General features: G+C 58.0%; 14 protein-coding genes. 7 read left to right on the top strand and 7 right to left on the bottom strand.

Annotated features, from left to right (window positions below; genetic code table 11):
* Positions 1-130: 130 nt before the first annotated feature.
* From TU74_RS21115 to TU74_RS21130, 4 genes are read right to left on the bottom strand one after another with little or no spacing between them, the layout of a single operon-like run.
* Positions 131-733: a DUF1349 domain-containing protein gene (locus TU74_RS21115; protein ID WP_047274646.1), complete on the bottom strand. Its 603-nt coding sequence runs from the start codon at positions 731-733 to the stop codon at positions 131-133.
* A 3-nt stretch (positions 734-736) separates the two neighbouring features.
* Positions 737-1,390, bottom strand: coding sequence for an HAD family hydrolase (locus TU74_RS21120; RefSeq protein WP_048377588.1), 654 nt, complete (start codon positions 1,388-1,390; stop codon positions 737-739).
* Entirely contained in the window at positions 1,390-2,064 is a 675-nt protein-coding gene (locus TU74_RS21125; RefSeq protein WP_047274648.1) for a dihydrofolate reductase family protein, read from the bottom strand. Before TU74_RS21125 ends, TU74_RS21120 begins: the two co-directional genes overlap by 1 nt.
* Before the next feature lie 32 nt (positions 2,065-2,096).
* Positions 2,097-3,119, bottom strand: a complete 1,023-nt coding sequence (locus TU74_RS21130) for a zinc-dependent alcohol dehydrogenase (RefSeq protein ID WP_053070069.1) — start codon at positions 3,117-3,119, stop codon at positions 2,097-2,099.
* Positions 3,120-3,816: 697 nt separating this feature from the next.
* Between TU74_RS21130 and mexE the strand changes: the two genes are divergently transcribed.
* From mexE to TU74_RS21145, 3 genes are read left to right on the top strand one after another with little or no spacing between them, the layout of a single operon-like run.
* A complete protein-coding gene (gene mexE / locus TU74_RS21135; RefSeq protein ID WP_048377589.1) occupies positions 3,817-5,061 on the top strand; it encodes a multidrug efflux RND transporter periplasmic adaptor subunit MexE in 1,245 nt (414 codons plus the stop codon).
* Between the two features lie 15 nt (positions 5,062-5,076).
* Positions 5,077-8,256 carry an efflux RND transporter permease subunit gene (locus TU74_RS21140; RefSeq protein WP_048377590.1) on the top strand — a complete coding sequence of 1,060 codons (3,180 nt, stop codon included), beginning with the start codon at positions 5,077-5,079 and terminating at the stop codon, positions 8,254-8,256.
* On the top strand, positions 8,253-9,662 hold the full coding sequence (locus TU74_RS21145) for an efflux transporter outer membrane subunit (protein WP_047282408.1): 1,410 nt from the start codon (positions 8,253-8,255) through the stop codon (positions 9,660-9,662). Before TU74_RS21140 ends, TU74_RS21145 begins: the two co-directional genes overlap by 4 nt.
* Positions 9,663-9,755: 93 nt before the next feature.
* Here TU74_RS21145 and TU74_RS21150 read toward each other — a convergent pair whose 3' ends face one another.
* Entirely contained in the window at positions 9,756-10,880 is a 1,125-nt protein-coding gene (locus tag TU74_RS21150) for a sugar diacid recognition domain-containing protein (protein ID WP_047282409.1), read from the bottom strand.
* Positions 10,881-11,038: 158 nt separating this feature from the next.
* Between TU74_RS21150 and TU74_RS21155 the strand changes: the two genes are divergently transcribed.
* From TU74_RS21155 to rarD (TU74_RS21165), 3 genes are all read left to right on the top strand, one after another.
* On the top strand, positions 11,039-12,352 hold the full coding sequence (locus TU74_RS21155; RefSeq protein ID WP_047282410.1) for an MFS transporter: 1,314 nt from the start codon (positions 11,039-11,041) through the stop codon (positions 12,350-12,352).
* 139 nt (positions 12,353-12,491) lie between these two features.
* Positions 12,492-13,376 carry an EamA family transporter RarD gene (gene rarD / locus TU74_RS21160; protein WP_047274654.1) on the top strand — a complete coding sequence of 295 codons (885 nt, stop codon included), beginning with the start codon at positions 12,492-12,494 and terminating at the stop codon, positions 13,374-13,376.
* Positions 13,377-13,650: 274 nt separating this feature from the next.
* The gene (rarD, locus tag TU74_RS21165; protein WP_048377591.1) at positions 13,651-14,532 is read left to right on the top strand and encodes an EamA family transporter RarD; all 882 of its coding nucleotides are present in this window, start codon (positions 13,651-13,653) and stop codon (positions 14,530-14,532) included.
* A 1-nt stretch (position 14,533) separates the two neighbouring features.
* Here the strand turns inward: rarD (TU74_RS21165) and TU74_RS21170 are convergent, their stop codons facing one another.
* Together TU74_RS21170 and TU74_RS21175 are read right to left on the bottom strand one after the other, a co-directional pair.
* On the bottom strand, positions 14,534-15,829 hold the full coding sequence (locus tag TU74_RS21170) for an ATP-binding protein (protein ID WP_047274656.1): 1,296 nt from the start codon (positions 15,827-15,829) through the stop codon (positions 14,534-14,536).
* A gap of 4 nt (positions 15,830-15,833) precedes the next feature.
* Positions 15,834-16,535 (bottom strand): response regulator, encoded by a 702-nt coding sequence (locus TU74_RS21175; protein WP_047276855.1) that lies wholly within the window; start codon positions 16,533-16,535, stop codon positions 15,834-15,836.
* A gap of 177 nt (positions 16,536-16,712) precedes the next feature.
* Between TU74_RS21175 and TU74_RS21180 the strand changes: the two genes are divergently transcribed.
* The gene (locus TU74_RS21180; protein ID WP_048377592.1) at positions 16,713-17,867 is read left to right on the top strand and encodes an efflux RND transporter periplasmic adaptor subunit; all 1,155 of its coding nucleotides are present in this window, start codon (positions 16,713-16,715) and stop codon (positions 17,865-17,867) included.
* Position 17,868 lies beyond the last annotated feature (1 nt).

Genomic DNA, 17,868 nt, shown 5'->3' on the forward strand with positions numbered 1-17,868 from the left:
CGAGGTCGGAAGGCGTTAAAGCAAAGGGAGCAGCGGGACGGGCCATTTGTACAATCAGTCCATGACGTTGGGTCATCACTTTACCGTCGCCTTGATGGATAGTCGAACTAACCGCTCAGGACACTAGAGTTTAAAAACGTGAGGAGCCGTGCGCGTTCCAACAGCACTCCGACCACTCGATCTGAGAGAAATGTGCAGCAAACGATGAGTCCCCCGGGCTGCTGGCAAAAAAGCCGAATTGAACACTCTCCTGCGCATGGAACAGGTGAAACATACGCATCATCATGAAGTCGACACCGTCGACTGAATTTTCGAGAAGAAAGTCACTGCCACGTCGGCTTAAACGATAGTGCATGGTTTGCGTCACACGATCAAAGTTGGCCATGGACCAATCCGAGAAGCCGTTATTCGTCACCACAGAGAACAGCTGCTGGTAGCCATTACTCTGGTACTCAATGCCACTTTTCATCCAGTTGTTTTCGTCCTGATAGATAAACAGGCCGCACTGATCAAAGTAGGTTGTCGAGGTAAAGGCCACCTTGGCTTTTAACGTCCAGAACGGCTCATCACTGGCCAGTACAATGCCGGGTGCATTGTTGTATTCCAAACCGTAATACGTACCCCGCCAAAAATCGGTGTCCGGTGAGGTGTGAATGACTATTTCACTGTCGGAAAGTGAAAATTGAGCCGGTTTGTTTATCCATTTCAATGCTGAAATATCAAAATGCTTCATTAATTATTGCCCACACATCCATTGTTTAATTTGATCATGGTGTTCAACACGAATGTCTGTCGCGCTTAGGTTTTGCTGCCCTGAGTTAGGATTCTGATAACCCACACACCGCATTGCCGCTGCCTTGGCAGCGGTCACACCGTGATGCGAGTCTTCAATCACCAGGCATTGCTCAGGCGCTATGCCAAGCCGCTTTGCGGCCAGCAGGAATATGTCGGGATCAGGTTTGCTGTGCGTGACATCATCGCCACACACCACCGTCTTGAAGAACGTGAGCAATTGCGTTTTACGCAAAATAATGTCAACCAGTTCTCGGGGTGAAGAAGACGCCACAGCGCACGGTATGCCGGCATTGTTTAACAGGGTTAGAAGTGCTGACACCCCCGGCATAGCCAACAACGGTTCCTTGGCCAGACGGCTCAACAATTGCGCATGATGTTGAGCCATCAACACCTCAAGGGATTCTGTCAGTGCGTAATCCTGCTTGATGACACTCCACATATAACGTTGCGTGGTACCGACAAACTTTGACAGTTCGGTTGGGTCCAGCGTAACGCCATAACGCGCATAAGAGCGCTGTTCCTGTTCCATGTACAACGGCTCACTGTCGATCAGTACCCCGTCCATATCAAAAATAACGGCTTGAACGTTCCGCATCAGTGCGCACTGCACAGTTCATTTTCGCGCTTGAAGTGGAGGAAGTTATAGTGCGTACGCGCTTCAAATGCGTGAAGTTTGAACGCGTTGGTCATGTCAATATCTTGATAGCCCTCGCCGTCAGTGAGGGTGGTTGTCTCTGAACCACCAATAATGATCGGCAGTTGCATAAGCATGATTTCATCGACCAAATCTAGATTGAACACTTGCCAATTCAGATGGCCGCCGCCTTCAACCATGATGTGTTTGATGCCTCGCGCTTCCAACAGAGGGAAGAGCTGTTTGAAATCAACGCGGTCAACACCGGAAAATATGACTTCTTTCCCTTGCGCGCGGATCTGATCAACCATCGCGTGATCACGCGCCTGTTCAATCGTCACAATAATCGTGTGTTCAGGAGAGCTTAAGACTTTAGACGATAAGGAGAAGTCCAGTGAGGCGGTTGGAATGATTCGGATGGGATGACGACCACTGCCAAAGCGGTTATTTAACTGAGGGTCATCCGTCACAATGGTGTTGCGCCCCACCATGATGGCATCCACCTCGCCTCGAAACTTATGAATGAAGCGCATGTCTTCATCGTCGAAGTGCTTAAACAAGGGTTTGCTTGATGCTTGACTGCCGAGTGTGAGTTTTCCATCAATTGAAACTTGGCTAAATACAGTAACTTTCATCATAAGTCCTTTAAGTGAATGACGGCTGAGTATTACAAGTAGTCTGGATTCGGGGTGAATACGCATTTCACCATGGGTGCAGAAGGGTCATTTAACAGCGCGTCAAACGCTATTGAATACGCCTCCAGTGAATAGCGATGGGTGACCAGCTTCCCCAGCTCTGGAAGTTTATGAGCTAACCGAATCGCTCGGGGAAAATGCTGGTTGTATTCGCCAGCAGCTATAACGCTGATGGCATTCACAAGAAAGTGCTTAACCGGCAGCGAGAATTGATAATTACCGTTAAACCCAAACAACAGGATTCTGCCTGCGCGGCGGACAACCTGAGCGGCTGCGTCAAGCTGATTGCCGACCGTGTCTATCACGGCATCAAATTTCTCGTGCTCTGGCCTATTTAATTCAAGGGATTGAGGGTGAATGACCGTTAGTCCCAATGCGCTGGCAAACGCGACACGGAAAGTGTTCAGGTCTGTCGCAACTGTCTCAACCCCCATGGCACGAAGCAGCAACTGCGCCACCAGGCTCATAGGGCCAGAACCCAGTAACAAAACGCGCTCCCCCGGCTTGATCGCGGCCTGATCAATGTTGTTCAAAATACAGGCGACCGGTTCAATCAATACACCTGTCTCCCACGTCATGTCGTCGGGCAGGCAATGGACAAACCGTTCGCGGGTGATAAAGCGATTGGCAAACGTACCGTGCTTATTCACCCCGGCAATATCGAGCCCCTGCTGAGCGCCACCGGTGCACAAATGGGTTTGAGCGCTGATACAAGGGGAGCAACTGCCGCAATATTCATTGGGATCTATCACTACGCGCATGCCTGGACGCAGTGTTTTAACACCCTCACCTACCCTGACAATGATTCCGACCGCTTCATGACCGCGAACACTACCTGTTTGCCCTTCTTCTCTGCCTGCTAAAACGGCCAGATCAGTTCCGCAAATACCGGACATGACGATGTCGATTTCAACACCATCGGCGGGTAAGGTATGCGTCAACGAATATTCAATCAGCCCTATTGTGTTCGCGCCCACCAAACTCAGTGCTTTCATAAATCATTAAAACCTTACGGCATTGCCAGTGAAATACGCAGTCAGTCACGACGTGCGCGAGTTATTCATAGTGAATTCGAGTGATGCCGGTGCAACCCAAAGCGGCGACAGTGTGCAGTCGAGGGATATTAAATTTCATTCGCCCAAGATTTACGGGGTAATTCAAAATAGTGCTGTATGTTTCAAGTTGCTGTCAGATTAGTGGCTATTGTGGATTGCTCCCGACTGTTTCAATGTCAGGTGAACAATACCTGCGCACGTTAGATCGAATGAACGCACTCAAATAGTTACAGTTTCCGTACTCGCACCCTTGTTATTTGAACTGTATTGAGTCTTGGACTTTTATTGGCGGTTTCAAGAAAGAGTGCCAGGGCGACGTCTTCTTCTCATAAGTCTTTGCGTCAAACAAGGCGGTTGGGGCGCGCGAATTTCGATAAAACCCGCAGAGTCGGGCATGGCTCTGCCGTTCCCTGGCTCAAGAAGGTGCTGACAGGGGTGTTCGGTTGCAATGCTCCGCCAACCCCAGCCATGACAGAAAATTTAATTGATAGCCCCCTAACAAAAAGCGCAGGCTAGAGGGCTTGGCTCGGGTTTATATCATTCCGGATGATAATGACCTTCGCTGGGTTCGATTCGTGCGCCAGCACATGCGCCAGCATTATCCGTCCCATCTCAACAGATTGGCGGACTCCCCCTCATGGAACGGTCACTTAAACATTTGCGCTTCCCACTGGCCGCTTTGGCCATCGTGGTGATGAGTGCATGCGGCAAAACCCCTCAAGCGACTGCCCCCGCGCCCGCTGCGAAAGTCAGTGTGGCCAAGGTGCTTGAGCAACCCGTTAATGAATGGGACGAGTTCACCGGTCGTCTTGAGGCGCAGGAAACGGTCGAGATTCGCCCTCGCGTGTCAGGCCAGATCGATCAGGTCGCCTTCACCGAAGGTGCGTTGGTGAAGAAAGGCGACGTCCTGTTCCAGATCGACCCGCGTCCGTTTCAGGCACATGTTCGCCGCCTCGAAGCCCAGCTCCAACAAGCCCGCGCCAACGCCACCCGCAGCGAAAATGAAGCCCAGCGCGGCGAACGCCTGCGCCAAAGCAATGCCATTTCCGCAGAGCTGGCAGATTCGCGCAGCTCCGCGTCACAGCAAGCGCGCGCCGCCGTCGCGGCTGTGCAGGCCGAGCTGGACCTGGCCAAGCTGAACCTGAGCTTTACCCGCGTCACCTCCCCGATAAGCGGGCGTGTGAGCCGCGCGCAAATCACGGCGGGCAATATCGTGACAGCGGATGTCACGCCGCTGACCAGCGTGGTTTCTACCGACAAGGTGTACGCCTACTTTGATGCCGATGAGCGCGTATTCCTCAAGTACACCCAACTGGCCCGCCAAGGCCAGCGCGGCCAGACCACGCCGGTGTACCTGGGCCTGTCCAATGAGGACGGCAACCCGCACTTGGGCCACATGAACTTCGTCGACAACCAGGTCAACCCCAAAACCGGCACCATCCGTGGTCGTGCGGTGTTCGACAACGCCGACGGCAGCTTCACGCCGGGGCTGTACGCGCGCCTGAAGCTGGTGGGCAGCGGTACCTACTCGGCCGTGCTGATCAACGACGAAGCGGTCGGCACTGACTTGGGCAAGAAGTTCGTGCTGGTCGTGGATGGCGATAACAAGTCGATCTACCGCGCTGTGGAGCTGGGCCCGAAAATCGAAGGGTTGCGCATCGTGCGTAACGGCCTGCACAAGGACGACACCATCGTCGTCAAAGGGTTGCAGCGGGTGCGTCCCGGCTCGCCGGTCACCCCTGAAATGATCCCGATGGCCACCGAACAAACCCTCGCCGCACTGGCACTTCAACGACAAGCCCTGGAAGCCAGCAACCTGCCCCCAGTCAAGCCCGCCAACGGCGCGCCAAAGCTGGCCGGTGTCGCGACTCCTCGTGGTTAAGGGACGATAACTCCGATGAATTTTTCCCAGTTTTTCATTCAGCGGCCGATTTTCGCCGCTGTGCTTTCCCTGCTGATCCTGATTGCGGGCGGCATTTCGCTGTTCCAGTTGCCGATCAGTGAATACCCCGAAGTCGTGCCGCCTACGGTTGTCGTGCACGCCAACTTCCCGGGTGCCAACCCGAAAGTGATCGGTGAAACCGTGGCTGCGCCGCTGGAACAGGCCATCACCGGCGTGGAAAACATGTTGTACATGTCTTCCCAGTCCACGGCCGACGGCAAAATCACGCTGACCATTACCTTCGCGCTGGGCACTGACCTGGACAACGCGCAGGTGCAGGTGCAAAACCGTGTGACCCGCACCCAGCCCAAGTTGCCCGAAGAAGTCACGCGCATTGGTATTACTGTCGACAAGGCCTCGCCTGACTTGACGATGGTGGTGCATTTGACCTCGCCGGATCAGCGCTACGACATGCTGTACCTGTCCAACTACGCCATCCTTAACATCAAGGACGAACTGGCGCGCCTCAATGGTATTGGCGACGTGCAAATGTTCGGCATGGGCGATTACTCGCTGCGTGTCTGGCTGGACCCGAACAAAACCGCGTCACGCAATCTGACCGCGACCGATGTGGTCACCGCCATTCGCGAACAGAACCGTCAGGTCGCGGCCGGTGCCTTGGGCGCGCCCCCTGCCCCGAATGCCACCAGCTTTCAGTTGTCGGTCAACACCCAGGGACGGCTGGTCACTGAAGAAGAATTCCAGAACATCATCATTCGCTCCGGTGACGATGGTCAGATCACCCGCCTCAAAGACATCGCCCGGGTGGAGCTGGGCTCCAGTCAATATGCCTTGCGTTCGTTGCTCAACAACCAGCCCGCAGTGGCGCTGCCGATCTTCCAGCGGCCGGGCTCCAACGCCATTGATATTTCGAACGACGTGCGGGCGAAGATGGCCGAGCTCAAGCAGAGCTTCCCCGAAGGCATGGACTTCGACATCGTCTACGACCCGACCATCTTTGTGCGCGGCTCCATCGAGGCCGTGGTTCACACCCTGTTCGAAGCCCTGATCCTCGTGGTGCTGGTGGTCATTCTGTTCCTGCAGACCTGGCGCGCCTCGATCATCCCGCTGGTGGCCGTGCCTGTTTCGTTGATCGGCACCTTTGCCGTGATGCACCTGTTCGGCTTCTCGCTCAACGCGTTGTCGCTGTTCGGGTTGGTGTTGGCCATCGGTATCGTGGTCGACGACGCGATCGTGGTGGTGGAAAACGTCGAACGTAACATCGAGCTGGGGCTTAATCCGGTCGACGCCACCAAGCGTGCGATGCGCGAAGTGACCGGCCCGATCATCGCCACGGCGTTGGTGCTGTGCGCCGTGTTTGTGCCCGCCGCCTTTATTTCTGGCCTGACCGGCCAGTTCTATAAACAATTCGCGCTGACCATCGCCATCTCCACGGTGATCTCGGCATTCAACTCGCTGACCCTGTCTCCGGCGCTGGCCGCGGTGCTCCTCAAAGGCCATCATGCGCCAAAAGACCGTTTTACCCACCTGCTCGATCGCCTGTTCGGCGGCTGGCTGTTTGGTCCATTCAACCGCTTCTTCGTCAAGGCCAGTCATGGTTATGTCGGGGCGGTACGCCGGATCATCCGTGGCAGCGGTATCGCGATGTTGCTGTATGCAGGCTTGATGGTGCTGACGTGGGTCGGTTTTGCTCACACGCCGACCGGTTTCGTTCCCCCGCAAGACAAACAGTACCTGGTGGCTTTTGCGCAACTGCCGGATGCCGCAAGCCTGGATCGCACGGAAGCGGTGATCAAGCGCATGTCCGAAATCGCCCTCAAGCAACCCGGCGTGGCGAACTCCGTGGCATTCCCGGGCCTGTCGATCAACGGCTTCACCAACAGCCCCAACAGCGGCATCGTGTTCACCCCGCTCAAGCCCTTTGATGAGCGCAAGGACCCGAGCCAGTCGGCAGCAGCGATTGCCGCAGCCTTGAATGCGCAATTCGCTGACATTCAGGATGCCTACATCGCAATCTTCCCGCCGCCGCCAGTGCAGGGGCTGGGCACCATTGGCGGTTTCCGCCTGCAAGTCGAAGACCGCGGCAACCTGGGCTATGACGAGCTGTACAAAGAAGTGCAGAACATGATCACCAAGAGCCAGAACGTGCCTGAACTGGCGGGTTTGTTCACCAGTTATCAAGTGAACGTGCCGCAAGTGGACGCCGCCATCGACCGCGAAAAAGCCAAGACTCACGGTGTGGCCATCAGTGACATCTTCGACACGCTACAGATCTATCTGGGTTCGCTGTATGCCAACGACTTCAACCGCTTTGGCCGTACTTATCAAGTCAACGTGCAGGCTGAGCAGCAGTTCCGCCTGGCACCTGAGCAGATCGGTCAGTTGAAAGTGCGTAATAACAAGGGCGACATGATCCCGCTGGCGACCTTTATCAAGGTCAGCGACACCGCCGGTCCCGACCGGGTGATGCATTACAACGGTTTTGTCACCGCCGAGATCAACGGCGCAGCAGCACCGGGCTACAGCTCGGGTCAGGCTGAAGCCGCGATTGAAAAATTGCTCAAGGAAGAACTGCCTAATGGCATGACCTACGAGTGGACCGAGCTGACTTATCAGCAAATTCTGTCAGGCAATACTGCGTTGTTTGTATTCCCGCTCTGCGTACTGCTGGCGTTTTTGGTACTCGCCGCGCAGTACGAAAGCTGGAGCCTGCCGCTGGCGGTGATCCTGATCGTGCCCATGACCCTGCTGTCGGCGATTACCGGGGTGATTATGTCCGGCGGTGACAACAACATCTTTACCCAGATCGGCTTGATCGTACTGGTCGGACTGGCGTGCAAAAACGCGATTCTGATTGTCGAGTTCGCCAAGGACAAACAGGAAGAAGGCCTCGACCCGCTGGCGGCGGTACTGGAAGCCTGCCGCCTGCGTCTGCGGCCGATTCTGATGACCTCGTTCGCGTTCATCATGGGCGTGGTGCCCTTGGTGCTGTCGAGCGGCGCGGGTGCGGAAATGCGCCATGCCATGGGCGTCGCGGTGTTCTCCGGGATGCTGGGCGTGACCTTCTTCGGCTTGCTCCTGACCCCGGTGTTCTACGTGTTGATCCGCCGCTACGTGGAGCGCAGTCAAGCGCGCAAAGCCGCCCGGCACATGAAGCTGGAGTCCCAACAATGAGCCGCAACCTATTTCTTCCGAGCCTGTTGGTGCTGGCGTTAAGCGCGTGCGCCGTGGGGCCGGACTATCACACGCCCAAGACCGAGCCTGCGCAGATCAGCGCCGAGTACCTCAAGGGCTTCGACCGTGCGCATTTTGAAGGGATCTGGTGGCAACAGTTCGACGACCCGACCCTCAACCAGTTGGTGACGCAGTCGCTGGCAGGCAACCGCGAGCTGCGGGTGGCGTTTGCCCGTCTGCGGGCTGCACGGGCCATCCGCGATGACGTCAGCAATGACGCGATGCCGACCATTACCAGCCGCGCCAGCAGCGATCTGGGCAAGGGGCAGATTCCGGGGCAGACCGATCAACGCGTCAACAGCGAGCGCTACGACCTGGGGCTGGACATGGCGTGGGAACTCGACCTGTTTGGCCGTATCCAGCGTCAACTGGAAGCCAGCGACGCAGACGAACAAGTCGCCGCTGCGGATTTGTATCAGTTGCAAGTGACCCTGATCGCAGAGCTGGTGGACGCCTATGGTGAGCTGCGCGGTTCGCAACTGCGTGAGCGCATTGCTCTGGACAACCTGAAAAACCAGCAGGAATCCAAAACCATCACTGAAAGCTTGCGTGATGCGGGGGTGGGCGATCAACTGGACGTGATGCGCGCTGACGCACGTCTGGCCGCCGTTGAAGCCAGCGTGCCGCAGTTGCAGGCGCAACAGGTGCGTGAACGCAATCGGATTGCCACCTTGCTGGGCGAACGCCCGGAGCAGATGAGCGTGGATTTAAGCCCGGCCAAACTGCCGGCCATTGCCAAGGCCCTGAACATCGGCAACCCCGGCGATTTGTTGCAGCGTCGGCCGGACATCCTCAGTGCGGAACGCAAGCTGGCGGCGGCGACGGCGCGCATTGGCGTGGCCAAGGCCGACCTGTTCCCACGGGTCAGTCTCAGCGGCTTCCTGGGATTTACCGCGGGCCGTGGTTCGCAGATCGGCTCAGCGGCCGCCAATGCCTGGGCACTGGGCCCGAGCATCACCTGGCCAGCCTTTGATTTGGGCAGTGTGCGCGCCCGTTTGCGTGGCGCGGATGCTCAAGCCGAGGGCGCACTGGCCAGCTACGAGCAGCAGGTGTTGTTGGCACTGGAAGAATCGCAAAACGCGTTCAGTGATTACGGCAAGCGTCAGCAACGGTTGGTGTCGCTGATTCGTCAGAGCGAGTCAAGCCGCACCGCTGCCGACCTGGCGGCGATCCGTTACCGCGAAGGCACGGTGGACTTTCTGGTGTTGCTCGATGCCCAGCGCGAACGACTGGCGGCTGAAGACAGCCAGGCGCAAGCCGAAGTCGAGTTGTACCGCGGCGTGGTGGCGATCTACAAAGCGCTGGGCGGTGGCTGGCAAGCTGAAACGGTGGCCAGCGCGCACTGATGTTGACCTGATTTAACGGCTCCTTTGGTTGGTCGCATCCAACCGTTTAGCCCCGCGTTCATTCGGTCGCGGGGCTTTTTTTTGGCGTGCGTTTCAGGCCACTGGCCGTGCCTGCACGCCGTGCGTGTGGGGCAACAGTTGCACCCCGAGGTACAACGCCAGCATGCCGTTCAGGCTCAGGGGGTCCACCCCGCTCAGTTCGGCAATCCGTTCCATCCGGTAGCGCAAGCTGTTGCGGTGGATACCCAGCGCATCGGCGCACGCCTGGCTCTGACCGTCATGCTCGCACCAACTGCGCAGGGTCGCGATCAATTGCCCGTTGCTGTCCTTGGTCACTACCTTGTGCAGCGGATTGAGCAGCTCTTCCAGTGCATCGTCATTGCGATGTCGCCACAGCATCACCGGCAACCGGTAGCGGTCGAGACTCAGTAGACGGGTGTCGGGCAACACATCACGGCCATAGGCCAGTAAATCCCCCACGCGGCGATAACACCGGCGCAGCCCTTTGAGCGCATCCGCTTGCCCGCCGGCGGCGATGCGTAACACATTCCAGCCGTGGCCATCGAGCCGCTCCAGCAGACGCATGTCGTCCAGCGTGGTGGTGGCCGGACGGCACCACAGCAGCGAGGCGTCGGCCGGGCACACACACCAACTGTCCGGGTAGCGCGATTGCAACCATACGCTCAGGGCCTCGGCACTCTGGCCCTTGCCCAGTTCAAACAAATAAGGAATGCGCGACAGCTGCGGCTTGAGCCCCAGTTGCTGAGCCTCGTCGATCAGGCGCGGTGAGTCGCCGCTTTCACTCAACAACAGCGCCACCAGGTCGTCGCAGCGTTGACGCCGCCATTGCTGTTCGGCCTGCTGATGGCGTTGGCCTACCAGCATTTCGGCCGTCATGCGCACCAGTTCGGCGTAGGTGCGCAACTGCTCGGGTTCCCCGGTAAGCCCCAGCACCCCGATCAGGCGCTGATCGAGCAACAGGGGCAGATTGATGCCCGGCTGCACGCCTTTCAGGCATTTGGCGGTTTGCGCATCGATTTCCACCACCCGTCCGTTGGCCAGCACCAGTTGCGCGCCCTCATGGCGGGTGTTGATACGCTCGGGTTCGCCGCTGCCAAGGATCAGCCCCTGGCTGTCCATCACGTTAACGTTGTACGGCAAGATGGCCATCGCGCGATCCACGATGTCCTGCGCCAAATCATGATCCAGTTCGAACATAGGGTGACAATCCTTGGAAACATTTGTTCGTGCGCACAGCCCCAGCGAGAAAACGCTGTGCGGCAGCACAAAGACAGCAACGTTTGGGTGACCGAGACTCACGCAGCGACCAACGTTAACCTCGGATCGCAAAAAAACATAATAAAGAGAGACAAGAGATGTCACAGAGCGCCCCCGCTTCGCTGACCGGCGATGACGATAAAAACGCCATCTACAAACGCATCACCCTGCGTTTGATCCCCTTCATTTTTATCTGCTATCTGTTCAATTACCTCGACCGGGTAAACGTTGGCTTCGCCAAATTACAAATGCTCGACGCGCTGAAGTTCAGCGAAACCGTGTACGGCCTGGGTGCCGGGATTTTCTTCATTGGTTACGTGTTGTGTGGCGTACCCAGCAATCTGGCATTGACCCGGTTCGGCCCGCGGCGCTGGATCGCGGTGATGATGATGACTTGGGGCATCTTGTCGACCTGCCTGATGTTTGTCACCACACCGACCCAGTTCTATACCCTGCGCCTGTTCACCGGTGCCGCCGAAGCCGGGTTCTTCCCCGGCGTTGTGCTGTACCTCTCGCAATGGTTCCCGACGTTCCGTCGTGGCCGGATCATGGCGCTGTTCATGTCTGCCATTCCGGTTTCCGGCTTGATCGGCGGGCCATTCTCGGGCTGGATCCTCAGCCACTTTGCTGCGGGTCAGGGCGGACTGGCCGGTTGGCAGTGGATGTTCCTGTTGCAAGGTATCCCCACTGTCGTGTTGGGTGGGCTGGCGATCTTCCTGCTCAGCGACAGTTTTGCCAATGCCAAGTGGCTCACGCCTCACGAGCGCGCCGTGCTCGACGCTGACCACCAGCTGGACGCCGCCAACAAGCCGTCCACGGCCTCAGACTCGCTGCTGGCGGTGTTCAAGAATCCGACGATCTGGGCCTTTGGCCTGATCTACTTCTGCATCCAGAGCGGCGTGTATGCGATCAACTTCTGGCTGCCGTCGATCATTAAAAACCTGGGCTTCAGCGACACCCTGGTGATTGGCTGGCTGAGTGCGATTCCTTACTTGCTGGCCGCCGTGTTCATGTTGCTGGTGGGCCGTTCGGCCGACTTGCGCAAAGAACGGCGCTGGCATTTGGTGGTGCCCATGCTGATGGGCGCACTGGGGCTGGTGATTGCAGTCAACTTCGCCACTCAACCGGCCATTGCCATTTTGGGGCTGACCATCGCCACCATGGGTGCCCTCACCGGCCTGCCGATGTTTTGGCCTGTGCCCACTGCCATGCTCAGTGCAGGCGCGGCTGCTGGCGGCCTGGCCTTGATCAACTCCATGGGTCAAATGGCGGGGTTCCTGAGCCCGTATCTGGTGGGTTTTGTCAAAGACGCCACGGGCTCGACCGACGCTGCGCTGTACCTGTTGGCGGCGGTGATTGTCGGGGGCAGTGTGCTGGCCTTGCGCATGACCCGCGGCATGCGTCACGCCTGACGCCATCGATTTTGCTGCGCAGGGGGCGTTTTGCTGCCCCCTGCGCAGGCTATCGGCTCAGCAAGATTTGCCCTACAGCCCTTGGAGCCTCAAGCTACGCGCTTCTAATAATCAAAATGCGCGTTTCAACGAGGCTGTTGTGTCTAAAGGTATTGTTTTATCAGTTCTGGCATCGAGCCTGTTCGGTGTCATGTATTACTACACATCCCTGCTCTACCCATTGAGCGGCGCCGAAATCTTCGGCTGGCGGATGCTCCTGACCCTGCCCTGCATGACCCTGTTCATGTGCTTTTCGGGGGATTGGCGGCTGGTGCCGACGATCGTCACCCGCCTGCGGCAACACCCCCGGCTGTGGATTGCACTGTTGGCCTCCAGTGCGCTGGTGGGCCTGCAACTGTGGCTGTTTTTGTGGGCGCCCCTCAACGGGCACAGCCTGGACGTGTCTCTGGGGTACTTTTTGCTGCCGCTGACCATGATCCTCACCGGCCGTGTGGTGTACGGCGAACACCTTTCTCATCTGCAAAAAATTGCCGCCGCGCTCGCGACGTTCGGGGTTGCCAACGAGGTGTACCGGGTGGGCGGGTTTTCCTGGACCACCTTGGTGGTTGCCATCGGCTACCCGTTGTATTTCGTGCTGCGCAAGCGGATCGGCACCGACAACCTGGGCGGCCTGTGGATGGACATGCTGTTGTTGATGCCAGCGGCGTTTTTGTTCGTGCAAACAGGCGAGCACGGTTTCGATGTGGCCAGCCAGCGCGAGGCCCTGTACACGCTGATCCCGCTACTGGGGTTGATCAGCGCCCTGGCCTTGATCAGCTACATCATGGCCAGCCGGATGCTGGCCTTCAGCCTGTTCGGCCTGCTTAGCTACGTTGAGCCGGTGTTGTTGGTGTGCGTGGCGTTGCTGCTGGGCGAGAGCATCAGCGCCGGGCAATGGCTGACTTATTTGCCGATCTGGCTGGCGGTGATGGTGCTGGTTTTTGAAGGGTTCAAGCATATGGTGCGTCAGCGTAAATCCGTGTAAGGCGCAGCTCATGAGCTGAATTGTCAGCTCATGACAGCTTTCAGGCCCCATCGGAGGCTCACCGGCGCCTACCGTTAATCTTTTTTATCGACAACACGAACGCGTGTTTTAAACGGGTTTGGCCCAGTATTTGCTTACTTGTTACACGAATCAACCAGTTGGCTAACTTTTCTAGCCAACTTATTGGTTTAAAAGGCATTTGCCACGGGTGTTCCACGGCCTCAAGCTACGTGCCCACTCATACGAGTAACGCAGTAGATTCATCGAGGTTGTTGTGTCCAAAGGTATTGTTTTATCGATTCTGGCTTCATGTTTGTTTGGCGTTCTGTACTACTTCACATCCCTTCTGCGACCGCTGGACGGTCAAGAAATCTTCGGCTGGCGGATCCTGATTTCGCTGCCCTTCATGACCCTGTTTATTTGCCTGAGCGGCGACTGGAAATGGGTCCCGCTCATCTTTGAGCGTTTGCGCGCCCGCCCCGCTTTGATTCCCTGTGTTGCGCTCACCAGTTTTCTGGTGGGGGTTCAGCTCTGGATGTTCATGTGGGGGCCGTTGAATGGCCATGGGCTGGATGTATCGCTGGGGTATTTCTTGTTACCGCTGACCATGATCCTGACAGGGCGCATCGTCTACGGTGAACACCTCTCCCACCTCCAAAAAATCGCCACCGGACTGGCAGTGCTGGGGGTGGCTAATGAGCTGTACCGCACCGGCGGGTTTTCCTGGACCACGCTGGTAGTGGCCATCGGCTATCCGATGTACTTCGTGTTGCGTAAGAAAATTGGCATCGATAACTTGGGCGGCTTATGGCTGGACATGCTGTTGATGGTGCCCGTGGCGCTGTGGTTTCTGCTGGCCGGCGAGCATGTCGATCTGGACGCGCAACGGCCAGCGCTCTACGCGCTTGTGCCACTGATGGGCATCATCAGTGCAGCGGCGGGCTTCGCTTACATATTGGCCAGCCGGTTGCTGCCCTTCAGCCTGTTCGGGTTGCTCAGCTATGTCGAGCCGGTGTTGCTGGTGGCTGTCGCCCTGCTGCTCGGTGACAGCCTTGAGGCGGGTCAATGGCTGACTTACGGCCCGATCTGGCTGGCGGTGGCCGTGCTGGTGCTTGAGGGTGTCAAGCACGTGAGCCGACAGCGACGCTTGATCTGACTTACACCGGCAACCACAACCGAAAACGCGCACCGCCCAAGGGGGACGCTTCGCTGCTCAGTGTTCCGCCTTGGGCTTCAAGGGCACGGCGACTGATCGCCAGCCCCAGACCGAAGCCTCCTGTGGCGCGGTCACGGCTGCGGTCCAGTCGATAAAACGGCTCAAACACGCGCTCGCGGTCCGCTTCAGGAATGCCGATGCCATCATCGTCCACCCACAATTCACAGCCTTGCGCAGTGACATTCACCCCCACCTGAATACGCCTGTCGCAGTAGCGCATGGCGTTGCGTAGCAAGTTCTGCAACGCGCGTGCGGTCAGCCGCGGGTCCAGCGCAAAGCGCTCCTGAGAGCCGTGCAGCAGCACGTCCAGTACGATGTCGGGGGTTTCCAGTGCTTCGTCGAAGCTGCCGAGAATGCTGTCCACAAACTCATCGAGCGACACCTCGACGCGTTCCGGCACCAGCGCCGGGTTTTGCAGGCGGCTGAACGACAGCAGCTCCAGCACCAGTTCATCCAGCTCGCGAATATGCCCGACCAACAGCTGCAAGCGCTCGCGGCTGGCGGGCGGCAGATCGTCGCACAACACCAGCGCCAGACCGAAATCCAGCCGCGTCAAGGGTGTGCGCAGTTCGTGGGAAACCGCGTTGAGCAGGTCGCGTTGCTGGTTGAGCAGGCTTTCGATGTCCTGGGCCATGGTGTCAAACGCGCTGGCCAGCCCGTGAATGTTTGACCGGGGGGAGATCTGGGTGCGCTCGCTCAATTGCCCCTGACCAATCAGGGCCGCCGTGCGTTTGAGGCGTTCCAGGTCGCGCCAGTGAGGACGCAGCCACAGCAGTAAACAGCCGAGCAACGCCGCGCCGATCAGCACGTTGATGCTCCAATACAACACGTTCATGTCGAAGGGATCGGGGGGCATCACCAATTCAATCGCCTGCTGCCGGCCCAGAGGCGACACCACCCGCGTACGCCAGCCCCATTCGCCAATGCGCAACACGCCCTGCCCTTGCTGCAATTGGCGCTGTTCATCGGCATCGAAGGCGGGGTCATTGACTGACAACAGATTGACCCGCAGTGGCGCGAACTGGCTGTCCAGCTCTTTGGCCAGCGCGGGCCATTGTTCGGCGGGTAATTGATGAAATTGTTTGACCAGCAGGGTTTGCATACCGCGCGACATGTCGACGTTGTAATTCATGAACCGATCATGAAACAGCGTGACGATCAACTCGGGCACCAGGTAAATGGCGGCGCCGAACGTGACCATGGTGACCAGATACAGCCTGAGCAGGACCTTGAACATGGTTTCAACATTCCCACTCGGAACGGCTGAACAGGTAGCCCTTGCCCCACACGGTTTTGATCTTGCGCGCTTCCCCCGCGCAGTCGTCGAATTTGCGCCGCAACTTGGAAATGGCCACGTCCACCGAGCGGTCGGTGCCATTGAACTCGATGCCGCGCAAACGCTGGAGGATCTGGTCGCGGCTGAGCACTTCTCCGGCATGCCGGGCCAGTACCACCAACAGGTTGTATTCACCGCTGGACAGCTCAATGTCTTGCTCGCGCCAAGTGACGCTGCGTTCTGACAGGTCAATGCACAAGTTGCCAATGACGATCCGGTCATTGGCCACGTGCGGCTCGATCAGGCTGCTGCGCCGCAGTAACGTGCGCACGCGAGCCAGTAATACCCGCGGCTCGCAAGGTTTTGTCACATAATCGTCGGCGCCCATCTCTAGCCCCAGCACCTGATCATGACTATCGTCGCGGGCCGTCAACATCAGGATCGGCAGGCTGGCCGAATCAGCGCGCAACAAGCGGCAGACTTGCAGGCCATCAAGGCCTGGCAACATCAGGTCAAGAATCACCAGGTCGGGGGGATTGCTTTTGGCTCGATCACGCACCAGGTCGCCACGGGCAATCACGCTGACCTCGTAGCCATTGCGTTCCAGGTAACTGGCAATCAGCTCCGAGAGCGCGGCGTCGTCTTCGACCAGCAAAATAGTGGGCATAATAAATGCTTACAACTCGGGGAAAGCCAAAGGATATACAACCTCACACGGATAGGAGCATAACCTTCACACTTTTTCACACACCTCCTACACAGCTTCACAACGCCTCTTGCGTGCTGCACTTAGCATGCGCAAGCACTTACAGAACTATCCTGCATTTATAAGAAGGCACGCTCATTGAAAAAGCTCTTTGCCCCGCTATGCCTTTCAGCGCTGGCACTGGCCCTCGCGGGGTGTGGCAAGACCCCCGACGCTGAAGAGAAAACGCCCCTGGTCAAGGTGCGAACCGAAGTCATCGCCACCGCCCCGCTGTCAATCAATAACGAATTGAGCGGACGCATCGTGGCCCCGCGCGTGGCCGAGGTGCGCGCCCGGGTGGCCGGCGTTGTTCTCAAGCGTGTGTATGAAGAAGGCAGCGAGGTCAAACAGGGCGATGTCTTGTTCCTGATTGACCCCGCGCCTTTCAAAGCCGATCTGGACAGCGCACTGGCCGCCCTGCGCAAATCCGAAGCGCTGGCCTTGCAAGCCAGGCTGCAAAGTGAGCGATATGCCGCGCTGATCGACAGCAACGCCATCAGCGCTCAGGAATACGACAACGCCCGCGCGCAGGCGCAGCAGGCGCAAGCCGATGTCGCGGCCAATAAGGCAGCGGTGCAGCGTGCCCGCTTGAACCTGGGCTATGCGACCGTGACCGCGCCGATTTCCGGCCGCATCGGCCGCGCACTGGTCACGGAAGGGGCGTTGGTCGGTCAGGGTGAAGTCACGCCTTTGGCCCGCATTCAGCAACTCGACCCGGTGCACGTTGACCTGACCCAATCCACCCGTGACCTGGACAACCTGCGTGCGTCTTTCCGCGCTGGCGAATTGCAGCAAGTCGGCAGCAATCAGGCCCGCGCAACCCTGATCCGCGATAACGGCAGCCTGTACCCGTTGCCGGGCAAATTGCTGTTCACCGACGTCAATGTAGATCCCAGCACGGGGCAGGTGATTTTGCGCAGCGAGTTTCCGAACCCGGATAACGACCTGTTGCCCGGCAGCTTTGTGCGCGTGCGCCTGGAGCAGGCCTTTAACCAACAAGGCATCAGCGTGCCGCAGCGCGCCATCTTGCGTGACAGCGCCGGAGTGGCGCAGGTGCTGCTGGTGGAAGCGGACAATCGCATCAAGCAACAACCCGTGCAGTTGGGTAACGCACAGGACGATCGCTGGATCGTCAACGGTGGCCTGAAAGCCGGCGACCGCATTGTCATCGAAGGCCTGCAACATGCCCGAGCGGGCGAACAGGTGCAAATCGATGACCCCGCACTTCCCCTCGTACAGTCCACGGATCGGTGAG

The organism is Pseudomonas lundensis, from assembly GCF_001042985.1.
Classification (GTDB): Bacteria; Pseudomonadota; Gammaproteobacteria; order Pseudomonadales; family Pseudomonadaceae; genus Aquipseudomonas; species Aquipseudomonas lundensis.